The sequence below is a fragment of the Mesorhizobium sp. M7A.F.Ca.US.007.01.2.1 genome (genome assembly GCF_003998165.1).
Taxonomy (GTDB): Bacteria; Pseudomonadota; Alphaproteobacteria; order Rhizobiales; family Rhizobiaceae; genus Mesorhizobium; species Mesorhizobium ciceri.
On sequence record NZ_RZQP01000259.1, the window covers coordinates 1 to 7,760 of the forward strand.

The window sequence follows — 7,760 nt, forward strand, 5'->3', positions numbered from 1 at the left end:
AACTTGCCGTCAAGGCGACCGCAAATGGCTTCGTCACCGGCATCGCCACCCGCGATATCGGGCTCGCCGTGGTCGGCCTGGGAGGTGGTCGCACGCGGCCGGACGACCAGATCGACCCTGCGGTCGGCATCACCAGACTATTGCCGGTCGGTGCGGAGGTTGGGATCGGCGAGCCGCTGGCGCTGATCCATGCCCGCTCATCGGCCGATGCCGAGGCCGCCGCGGCAACCGTGCTTTCGGCCTATATGGTCGGCGCCTCGAAGCCGCCCGCCGACAAGTCGGTCATCCGGCGGATTCTGCCGCGCGGCTAGAGCAATTCCAGGAAAAGTGTGAAACGGTTCTCCCCGGGAAAAAGCGCATAGCGCTTTCCCTTGGGAATTTGGGAAAACGAATAGCCTTACTGGACGAGCAGCAGCGTGCCGTTCTCGACCTGGTATTTGTCGAGCCGGTTGAGGAAGCTCATGCCGATCAGATTGGTGCGCAGCGCCCTGTCGTCGAGCACGATGGTCTGGACGTCATTGACGGTGATGCTGCCGATCTGCAGGCGGTCGATCATGGCCACGGCCGCCTTGATGGTGCCGTTGGCGGTGTTGACCTCGCGGTTGAAGTCGGAAGCGTTCAGCGACAGGCCGATCCTGCGTGCCGTCGAAATGTTGATGGCGACCAATGTGGCGCCGGTGTCGATCATGCCGTCGACCTGACGTCCGTTGAGCTTGAAGGGTGACGAGAAATGCCCGCGTTCGTCTGCCGCGACGAGGACCTTGCGGCCCATCGGCAGCGGTGCCGCGGGCTTGTTGGGCACCGATGCCAGATTGACGTTCGGCTGGGCTTCGACCGCTTGTTTGCCCGGCACCGCCGACCTCAGCAGGTTTTCGACGAGTTGCGGATTCGACTGATACACAATCGGTATCGATGCCGATGTACCGGCGAAAACGGCGAGGATCAGAAGTTTGCGCAGCATGGATCGGCCTCGCCGCATGACCCCGAAAATCGGGAACGATTTTCGGAAAGGCTCATGCACAAAATCAAGGTGCTACAGCGTCCTTTGCGCGTCCGAAACGGACGCGCGGCGCTGTAGTGACAGCCGATCGTTAAGCCCGGATGGTGTTTGCCGCTTTAACGCGCGCCAAAACCGCGCCTTTGCGTAAATACTTGGTAAATCGTACCAGGCGACTTGGTCTGATATTACTTGGTCCCGTACATGCGGTCGCCGGCGTCGCCGAGGCCGGGCATGATGTAGCCCTTCTCGTTGAGCTGGCGGTCGATCGAAGCGGTGAAGACGGGAACGTCCGGATGCGCCTTGATGAAGCGCTCGATGCCTTCGGGCGCCGCCAGCAGGCAAAGGAAACGGATGTTGGTGGCGCCGCGCTCTTTCAGCTTGTCGATCGCCGCGATCGCCGAATTGGCGGTGGCCAGCATCGGATCGACGACGATCACCAGCCGGTCGGCGAGGTCGCTCGGCGCCTTGAAGAAATATTCGACCGCCTCCAGCGTTTCGTGATCGCGGTAGAGACCGACATGGGCGACGCGCGCCGCCGGTACCAGGTCGAGCAGGCCTTCCAGCAAGCCGTTGCCGGCGCGCAGCACCGAGGCAAAGACCAGTTTCTTGCCCTCGAGCGTCGGCGCTTCCATCGTTTCCATCGGCGTTTCGATGGTCGTCGTCGTCAGTTCGAGATTGCGGGTGACCTCGTAGCCGAGCAGCAGCGAGATTTCGCGCAGCAGCCGGCGGAAGCCCGCCGTCGAGGTTTCCTTCTTGCGCATGATGGTCAGCTTGTGCTGGACAAGCGGGTGGTCGACGACGGTGACGCCCTGCATGGTGTTCTCCTGATGCCTGCGCCCGAAAATGCGCGCATCGCCCTTTCGGACGCGCCGCGCTTCAAGCTGCCTGGGCGAACCCTAGCGGCAATGCGCCGGCCAAGGAACCGCTTGGCCCGCACCGACCACAGCTTTGTCGGCGGAAATCAACGTGCCCCGCTGTTCAACCGGGCAAGAAGTGCCGTCTTTGTCTTTCTATCGACGAAAGCGGCCTCGATGGCCGTTCTGGTGACGGCGGTCAGCGCCTTGTCGTTCATCGAGAAATGCTCGGCAGCGATATCGTATTCACGCTTGAGCGAGGTCCAGAAATAGGGCGGATCGTCGGAATTGAGCGTCACCTTGCAGCCTGCCGCCTGCAGGGCCGGAAACGGATGATCGGCGAAACTGTCGAACACCTTGAGCGCGATGTTGGAACCGGGGCAGCATTCCAGCACGACACCCTCGTCGGCGATGCGCCGGACGAGGTCCGGGTTCTCGATGGCGCGAACGCCATGGCCGATGCGGGACGGGCGGATGTGATCCAGCGCCGCCTGGACGGTCTCCCAGCCCGTCAGTTCGCCGGCATGGATGGTGATGCCGAGCCCGGCTTCGCGAGCGATCTCGAAAGCCCTGACATAGTCCTCCATATCACCGACCCGCTCATCGCCGGCAACGCCGAAACCGGTGACCAGCGGATGCCCGCAGCGCGCCGCGAAGCGCGCCGCCTGCTCGATCGACTCGACGCCGACATGGCGCACGCCGGTGACGATCATGCGGCCCTCGATGCCGGTCTTGGCCTTGGCGCGGGCCATGCCTTCGCCGAGCGCGTCGGTATAGGCCTTGGGCGACAGGCCGGCTTTTTTAGCGTGGTCCGGCGAGGTGAACACCTCGGAATAGATGGCGCCGTCGCGGGCAAGGCTGGTCAGATAGTGGTCGGCCAGCCGCGCATAGTCCTCCTCGGTCCGGAACAGATCGGCGGAAAAATCATAAGCCGCCAGGAAGGAGGTGAAATCGTGCCAGACGAAGGAGCCGTTCTGGATATAGGGCGAGGTGTCCTTGCCGTATTTCTGCGCCTGGCGGATGACGAGTTCGGGCGCCGCTGCCCCTTCGATGTGGCAGTGCAGTTCCGCTTTCAAAGGCATTCAATCATCCCGTCGGTCCGTCCAGGTCTCGAATACCCGCCACCTGGAAGCGCGGCTGAACACCGCGCCTTAAACAATAGCGCCCGCACCATCGATCGGCTATGGTCCCGCCGGTTTTATGACGGATCAAAAAAATGTCAGTTGAGAGAACCACGGCCGCGGGCGGCATGGAAACCTCCTATGGTTTCAAGCGTGTAGGGGCTGGCGACAAGCAGTCCCTGGTCAACGATGTTTTCCACAAGGTCGCCAACCGCTACGACCTGATGAACGATCTGATGTCGGCCGGCCTGCACCGGCTGTGGAAGGACGCCATGGTCACCTGGCTCAATCCGCCTAAACGGGCGGGCTGGAAGGTGCTCGACGTTGCCGGAGGCACCGGCGACATTGCCTTTCGCATCGTCGATGCCAGCCACGGCAATGCCCATGCCACCGTGCTCGACATCAATGGCTCGATGCTGGCTGTCGGCCGCGACCGGGCCGAAAAGAAGGGTCTGTCCGGCAACACCGATTTCGTCGAGGCCAATGCCGAGGAACTGCCCTTCCCTGATGCCACATTCGATGCCTATACCATCGCTTTCGGCATCCGCAACGTACCGCGCATCGAGGTGGCCTTGGGCGAAGCGTTTCGCGTGCTGAAGCCCGGTGGGCGCTTCCTGTGCCTGGAATTTTCCGAGGTCGAGATGCCGCTGCTCGACAAGGCCTATGAAGCCTGGTCGTTCAACGCCATTCCAAAGATCGGCAAGATGGTCACCGGCGACGGCGAGCCCTATTCCTATCTGGTCGAATCGATCGCCAGGTTTCCCAACCAGCAGAATTTCGCGACGATGATTTCCCGCGCCGGCTTCGACCGCGTTTCCTTCCGCAACTATTCCGGCGGTATTGCAGCACTTCATTCGGGCTGGAAGCTTTGAGGCCGGACCGCATTTCTCACAATCGACGCGTGCTATGCCGGTTCAAAGAGCCGGCAGGGTTGGCGCTGCCATGAGCAATGTCAGTGCAGGATTCCGGCTCGTAAGGGCCGGCTGGGTGCTGGTCCGCGAGGGTGTCGTCGCCGCTCTGCCGGGTGAGGAACTGTCCGGCCTGCCGAAGTTCGGCTGGCGGATGGCACGGCTGTTCACGCGCCGCCGCGCGCTGGCCTATGAGCGCAGCGACCGGCTGGCCAAGGCGGTCGTCCGGCTCGGCCCCTCCTATGTAAAGCTCGGCCAGTTCCTGGCGACGCGGCCCGACGTCGTCGGCAACGACATGGCGCTCGATCTCGCCATGTTGCAGGACAAGATGCACACCTTTCCGAAGGCCGAAGCCATAGCGGCCATCGAAGCCTCGCTCGGGCGCAAAGTCGGCGATCTCTACGCTCAATTCGGCGATCCGGTCGCCGCCGCCTCCATCGCCCAGGTCCATGCCGCCGATGCCATGCATGACGGCGTTGCCACCAAGGTGGCGGTCAAGGTGATCCGGCCCGGCGTGCGCCGCCGCTTCTTCCAGGATCTTGAAAGCTATTTCCTTGCCGCTCGCCTGCAGGAGAAATACATCCCCTCGTCCCGCCGGCTGCGGCCGGTCGAGGTCACCCAGACGCTGGCTCAGACCACCAAGATCGAGATGGATCTTCGCCTCGAGGCGGCGGCCCTCTCGGAGCTCGGTGAAAGCACCAGGCACGACCCCGGCTTTCGCGTGCCGTCCGTCGACTGGGAGCGTACCGGCCGCGACGTGTTGACCATGGAGTGGGTCGACGGCGTCAAGATGAACGACATTGCCGGACTGGTCGCGGCGGGCCACGATCTGAAAACCATCGCCACAAACCTGATCCAGTCGTTCCTGCGCCACACGCTGCGCGACGGATTTTTCCACGCCGACATGCATCCGGGCAATTTGTTCGTCGAGGCGAACGGCACCATCGTTGCCGTCGATCTCGGCATTGCCGGCCGGCTCGGCAAGAAGGAGCGCCGCTTCCTCGCCGAAATCCTCTACGGCTTCATCACGCGCGACTATCTGCGCGTCGCTGAGGTCCATTTCGAGGCCGGCTATGTGCCGCGCCAGCACAATGTCGCGGCCTTCGCGCAGGCGATCCGGGCGATCGGCGAGCCGATCCATGGCCAGCCGGCCGAGACCATCTCGATGGCCAAGCTTCTGACGCTGCTGTTCGAGGTTACCGAGCTCTTCGACATGGCGACGCGGCCCGAACTGATCCTGCTGCAGAAGACCATGGTGGTGGTGGAGGGCGTGGCGCGCACGCTCGACCCGGCCTTCAACATGTGGAAGACTGCCGAGCCGGTGGTCGGCGACTGGATATCAGGCAATCTTGGGCCGCGTGGCATGATGATGGATGCGCGCGATGGCGCCAAGGCGCTGCTGACGCTGGCCCGCCAGGTGCCCGAGCTTGCGGCGCGCACTGACCGGCTGTCGCGCGAGATCGACCTGATGGCCGAGCACGGCCTGCGCTTCGACGAGACCACCGCCCACGCCATCGGCAAGGCCGAGGCGCGCTACAGCCGTTCCGGCCGCTGGGCACTCTGGGTGATTGCCGTGACGCTGGTCTATATCGCCTGGAAGATGATCTGAGTTCTCGGTGACAGCAGTGCCGGCATTGCTATCATTGAAAGCAACGCTTTCATGGACTAGGTTGAGGTAAGGAGCAAAAACATGAGCACACTTACCATCCGCAATCTCGACACCAACGTGAAGCAGAAACTGCGTGAGCGAGCTGCCGTGAGGGGAGTCTCAATGGAAGAGGAAGCGCGTAGCGTTCTTGCCAAGAGTGTTCTTTCGGACGGTGTGGACCAAGACCCTCGGGGAGAGTCACTCTATGCCGCGATTCGTAGGCTGGTTGAGCCCCATGGCGGTTTCGATGTCGAGTTGCCGGAGCGCGGCCCTACGCGCGAGCCACTGAAATTTGACTAACCATGTTCGTGCTGGATACGAATGTTATCTCGGAAACCTTCAAACCACGGCCGGATGCAGGGGTGGCTACCTGGATGGATAGCTCGCTCGCGACCCGCTCATATGTCACGGCGATGACCAAGGCAGAGCTGCTCGTTGGGCTTGCGAACATGCCGGACGGAACGCGTAAGGCTGCACTGGGTAGTGTCATCGGGGCCTTTTTCACCAAATGGCTCAAGACCCCAGTGCTCGCGTTCGGTGACCGCGAAGCCGAAGCATACGCGGAGATTGTTTCGAACAGACGATTTCTGGGACGTCCTATACGCGAATTTGACGCACAGATCGCCTCGGTTGCTCGCTCGCGGGGCTTTGCGGTGGTGACTAGAAACGTTGCTGACTTTTCCGATTGCGGTATCAGCATAGTCAATCCTTGGGAGGGTGCATGAGCCTCTCCGGCAAGCGCATCCTGCTCATCATCGGCGGCGGCATCGCCGCCTACAAAGCGCTGGATCTGATCCGCCGGCTGCGCGAGCGCGGGGCCGCGGTTCGGGTGGTCATGACATCGGCCGCGCAGGAATTCGTCACCACGCTGTCGGTCGGCGCGCTCTCCGCCGACCATGTTTTCACCGAGCTGTTCGACCGCAATGACGAACACGATGTCGGCCATATCAGGCTGTCGCGCGAGGCCGATCTGCTGGTGGTGGCGCCCGCCACCGCCGACCTGATGGCGAAGCTCGCAAACGGCCACGCCAACGATCTGGCCTCCACCGTGCTTGTCGCCACCGACAAGCCGGTGCTGATGGCGCCGGCCATGAACCCCAGAATGTGGGCGCATCCGGCCACCCGCCGCAACCGCGCGACGCTGCAGAAGGACGGCGTCACCTTCGTCGGTCCGGCCAGGGGCGAGATGGCCGAAAGCAATGAGGCGGGCGAAGGCCGCATGGCCGAGCCGCTGGAGATCGTTGCTGCGGTCGAGGCGCTGCTCGATGTCGGCCCCAGGCCGCTGTCGGCGCGCAAGATCATCGTCACCTCCGGCCCGACCCATGAGCCGATCGACCCGGTGCGCTACATCGCCAACCGCTCGTCCGGCAAGCAGGGCCATGCCATCGCGGCAGCACTGGCCAGGCTCGGCGCCGATGTGCGCCTCGTCTCCGGCCCTGTCGGCATCGCCGATCCCCCCGGAGTGAAGACCATTCACGTCGAGCGTGCGCAGGAGATGCGCGACGCGGTGGAACGGCTCTTGCCCGCAGATGCGGCGGTGTTCGTCGCCGCCGTGGCCGACTGGCGCACCGAGAACTCGGCCGGTGAGAAGATCAAGAAGGTCGCGGGCGAAGGGCCGCCGGTGCTGCGCATGGTCGAGAATCCCGACATTCTCGCCGGCGTCGGCCATCACAGCCAGCGACCCGGCCTGGTTATCGGCTTCGCCGCCGAGACACAGGATCTCCTGCGCAACGCCGAGGCCAAGCTCAAGAAGAAAGGCGCCGATCTCATCGTTGCCAACGACGTGTCGCAGGGAAGCGGCGTCGGCTCTTCGGGCGTGATGGGCGGCGATCGCAACCGGGTGCGGATCGTGTCAAAGGCCGGTGTCGAGGAATGGCCGGAGATGAGCAAGGACGAAGTGGCGGCTCGGCTTGCCGCCCTGATCGCCGAACGGCTTAAAACAATCGTCGTTTGACTGAAAAATGTTCTGCTGCAGTGACGCACCGCCCTGCCGCGAGACTGCGTTCAGGCGGCGCGCGCTTTAAGTCCTGCGGCTCACATCAATTGGTCAAAAGCTCCGCGGTTCGGGCAAGTGCGCCGGCGAAGCCGTTGAGCGGAATGGAAAAGCTCACCGCTTGTCCGGTGTCTGCCGCGAAAGCGTCGATCTTCAGCGTGGTGCCTGATTTCAGCAGCGGCGTGACAGTCGCATCGAACATCACCGGCACCAGACAGCCGACGACCTGGCAGGTG

9 protein-coding genes and 1 pseudogene are annotated in these 7,760 nt (G+C 63.2%); 6 read left to right on the forward strand and 4 right to left on the reverse strand.

Annotated elements, in window-relative coordinates; all coding sequences use genetic code 11:
* Positions 1 to 311: pseudogene (locus EN949_RS30040) on the forward strand (thymidine phosphorylase); the annotation flags it as partial.
* An 86-nt stretch (positions 312 to 397) separates the two neighbouring features.
* Here EN949_RS30040 and EN949_RS30045 read toward each other — a convergent pair.
* From EN949_RS30045 to EN949_RS30060, 3 genes are all read right to left on the reverse strand, one after another.
* Positions 398 to 961 carry a TIGR02281 family clan AA aspartic protease gene (locus tag EN949_RS30045; protein WP_024502797.1) on the reverse strand — a complete coding sequence of 188 codons (564 nt, stop codon included), beginning with the start codon at positions 959 to 961 and terminating at the stop codon, positions 398 to 400.
* Positions 962 to 1,185: 224 nt separating this feature from the next.
* Complete coding sequence (gene upp / locus EN949_RS30055) at positions 1,186 to 1,815, reverse strand: uracil phosphoribosyltransferase (protein ID WP_013529626.1); 630 nt, start codon at positions 1,813 to 1,815, stop codon at positions 1,186 to 1,188.
* A 146-nt stretch (positions 1,816 to 1,961) separates the two neighbouring features.
* A complete protein-coding gene (locus EN949_RS30060) occupies positions 1,962 to 2,936 on the reverse strand; it encodes an adenosine deaminase (protein WP_127367044.1) in 975 nt (324 codons plus the stop codon).
* A 134-nt stretch (positions 2,937 to 3,070) separates the two neighbouring features.
* Here EN949_RS30060 and ubiE point away from each other — a divergent pair, with 134 nt between their 5' ends.
* The 5 genes from ubiE (at position 3,071) to coaBC (ending at position 7,485) form a co-directional block, all read left to right on the forward strand.
* The gene (gene ubiE / locus EN949_RS30065) at positions 3,071 to 3,847 is read left to right on the forward strand and encodes a bifunctional demethylmenaquinone methyltransferase/2-methoxy-6-polyprenyl-1,4-benzoquinol methylase UbiE (RefSeq protein WP_013529624.1); all 777 of its coding nucleotides are present in this window, start codon (positions 3,071 to 3,073) and stop codon (positions 3,845 to 3,847) included.
* Positions 3,848 to 3,917: 70 nt separating this feature from the next.
* Positions 3,918 to 5,492, forward strand: a complete 1,575-nt coding sequence (ubiB, locus tag EN949_RS30070; RefSeq protein ID WP_063168992.1) for a 2-polyprenylphenol 6-hydroxylase — start codon at positions 3,918 to 3,920, stop codon at positions 5,490 to 5,492.
* 81 nt (positions 5,493 to 5,573) lie between these two features.
* Positions 5,574 to 5,831, forward strand: coding sequence for a plasmid stability protein (locus tag EN949_RS30075; protein ID WP_013529622.1), 258 nt, complete (start codon positions 5,574 to 5,576; stop codon positions 5,829 to 5,831).
* A 2-nt stretch (positions 5,832 to 5,833) separates the two neighbouring features.
* Positions 5,834 to 6,256: a type II toxin-antitoxin system VapC family toxin gene (locus EN949_RS30080; RefSeq protein WP_024502801.1), complete on the forward strand. Its 423-nt coding sequence runs from the start codon at positions 5,834 to 5,836 to the stop codon at positions 6,254 to 6,256.
* Complete coding sequence (gene coaBC / locus EN949_RS30085) at positions 6,253 to 7,485, forward strand: bifunctional phosphopantothenoylcysteine decarboxylase/phosphopantothenate--cysteine ligase CoaBC (protein ID WP_063168993.1); 1,233 nt, start codon at positions 6,253 to 6,255, stop codon at positions 7,483 to 7,485. The genes EN949_RS30080 and coaBC overlap by 4 nt, the downstream gene beginning before the upstream one ends.
* Before the next feature lie 85 nt (positions 7,486 to 7,570).
* Here the strand turns inward: coaBC and EN949_RS30090 are convergent.
* Positions 7,571 to 7,760 (reverse strand): invasion associated locus B family protein (locus EN949_RS30090; protein ID WP_206534976.1); only part of this gene is annotated, 190 nt, incomplete at its 5' end.

What these genes read in the sequence shown, in the direction of transcription:
- EN949_RS30045 (WP_024502797.1), bottom strand. Translation starts at nt 961, where the DNA reads ATGCTGCGCAAACTTCTGATCCTCGCCGTTTTCGCCGGTACATCGGCA.
- upp (WP_013529626.1), bottom strand. Translation starts at nt 1,815, where the DNA reads ATGCAGGGCGTCACCGTCGTCGACCACCCGCTTGTCCAGCACAAGCTG.
- EN949_RS30060 (WP_127367044.1), bottom strand. Translation starts at nt 2,936, where the DNA reads ATGCCTTTGAAAGCGGAACTGCACTGCCACATCGAAGGGGCAGCGGCG.
- ubiE (WP_013529624.1), top strand. Translation starts at nt 3,071, where the DNA reads ATGTCAGTTGAGAGAACCACGGCCGCGGGCGGCATGGAAACCTCCTAT.
- ubiB (WP_063168992.1), top strand. Translation starts at nt 3,918, where the DNA reads ATGAGCAATGTCAGTGCAGGATTCCGGCTCGTAAGGGCCGGCTGGGTG.
- EN949_RS30075 (WP_013529622.1), top strand. Translation starts at nt 5,574, where the DNA reads ATGAGCACACTTACCATCCGCAATCTCGACACCAACGTGAAGCAGAAA.
- EN949_RS30080 (WP_024502801.1), top strand. Translation starts at nt 5,834, where the DNA reads ATGTTCGTGCTGGATACGAATGTTATCTCGGAAACCTTCAAACCACGG.
- coaBC (WP_063168993.1), top strand. Translation starts at nt 6,253, where the DNA reads ATGAGCCTCTCCGGCAAGCGCATCCTGCTCATCATCGGCGGCGGCATC.